The sequence below is a fragment of the Streptomyces sp. NH27 genome (assembly GCF_056859195.1).
Genome location: NZ_JACEGK010000876.1, coordinates 1 through 1,675 on the forward strand (window position 1 = coordinate 1; position 1,675 = coordinate 1,675).

The 1,675-nt window shown below is 76.1% G+C and carries 2 protein-coding genes; both read left to right on the forward strand.

Annotation, left to right across the window (positions count from 1 at the left end):
* Positions 1-56: 56 nt before the first annotated feature.
* A complete protein-coding gene (locus AC13HU_RS36695; protein WP_483046328.1) occupies positions 57-947 on the forward strand; it encodes a Rossmann-like and DUF2520 domain-containing protein in 891 nt (296 codons plus the stop codon).
* On the forward strand, positions 944-1,675 hold a 732-nt coding region (gene panC, locus AC13HU_RS36700; protein ID WP_483046329.1), incomplete at its 3' end, for a pantoate--beta-alanine ligase. The genes AC13HU_RS36695 and panC, both read left to right, overlap by 4 nt.

Consider the following 1,675-nt stretch of genomic DNA (forward strand, 5'->3'; position numbering starts at 1 on the left):
AGGGGGGAGAGTTCGCGTAAGGTTGACGAGAAGGGGGTCGCCCGAGGCTGGGAGGCGTGGTGGAGGAGAAGCCGGCGAGGCTCACCGTGGGCGTGGTGGGTGCGGGGCGAGTCGGCCCCGTACTGGCCGCGGCACTGAAACTGGCGGGGCACCGCCCGGTGGCCGCCAGCGGGGTGTCGGAGGCGTCCCGCCGCCGCGCGGAGGCGTTGCTGCCGGGCGTCCCGCTGATGGAGCCCGCCGCGGTGCTGGCGCAGGCGGACCTGGTGCTGCTGACCGTTCCTGACGACGCGTTGCCCGCGCTGGTGCGCGGCCTGGCCGAGACCGGCGCCGTACGTCCTGGCCAGCTGCTGGTGCACGCGTCGGGGCGGTACGGCACCTCCGTGCTGGAGCCCGCGCTGCGTGCCGGGGCGCTGCCGCTCGCGCTGCACCCGGCGATGACGTTCACCGGCACGCCCGTCGACGTGCAGCGCCTGGCCGGCTGCTGCTTCGGCGTCACCGCGCCGGGCGAGCTGCGTACGGCCGCGGAGGCGCTCGTCATCGAGATGGGCGGCGAGCCCGAGTGGATCGAGGAGTCGGCCCGCCCGCTGTATCACGCGGCCCTCGCGATCGGCGCGAACCACCTGGTCACGCTGGTCGCCCAGGCGATGGACCTGCTGCGGCAAGCAGGCGTGCAGGAGCCGGGCCGGATGCTCGGCCCGCTGCTGGGCGCCGCGCTCGACAACGCGCTGCGCTCCGGCGACGCCGCCCTCACCGGCCCGGTGGCCCGCGGCGACGCCGGCACGGTCACCGTCCACCTGGCCGAACTGCGCGCCCACGCACCGGAGACCGTCGCGTCGTACGTGGCGATGGCCCGTGCCACCGCGGACCGCGCGCTCGCCAACGGAATGCTCAAGGCCGAATACGCGGAGGCGCTGCTGGGCGCCCTCGCCGACGGGGGGACCCGATGACCGAACTCGTCCACCACGCCCGTGACCTGGCCCCCGCCGCGGCCGTGGTCATGACGATGGGCGCGCTGCACGAGGGCCACGCCGCCCTGATCCGCGCCGCCCGCGCCCACGCCGGCACTGGCGTCGTCACGGTCACCGTGTTCGTCAACCCCCTCCAGTTCGGGCCGCACGAGGACCTGGACCGCTACCCGCGCACCCTGGAGGCGGACGTGAAGCTCGCCGAGGCGGCGGGCGCCGACCTCGTCTTCGCGCCGGACGCCGACGAGGTGTACCCGGGCGGTCCGCCCCAGGTGCGGATCGCGGCCGGCCCGATGGGGGAGCGGTTCGAGGGCGCGTCCCGGCCCGGCCACTTCGACGGCATGCTCACGGTCGTCGCCAAGCTGCTGCACCTGACCCGTCCGCTTGCCCCCGGGCCCGGGGTGACGCCCACGGCCGCGTTCTTCGGGCAGAAGGACGCGCAGCAGCTCGCGCTGGTCCGCCGGATGGCCACCGACCTGAACTTCCCGGTCGACATCGTCGCCGTGCCGACCGTCCGCGAAGGCGACGGCGTGGCGCGCTCCAGCCGCAACCGCTACCTGTCCGAGGTGGAGCGGATCTCGGCCCGCGAGCTGTCCCGGGCGCTGTTCACCGGCCGGGAGGCCGCCCCGCGCGGCCCGCAGGCGACGGTCCGCGCCGCCCGCGCGGTCCTGGACGCCGCCGCCGCGGCCGAACCGCCGGTCGAGCTGGAC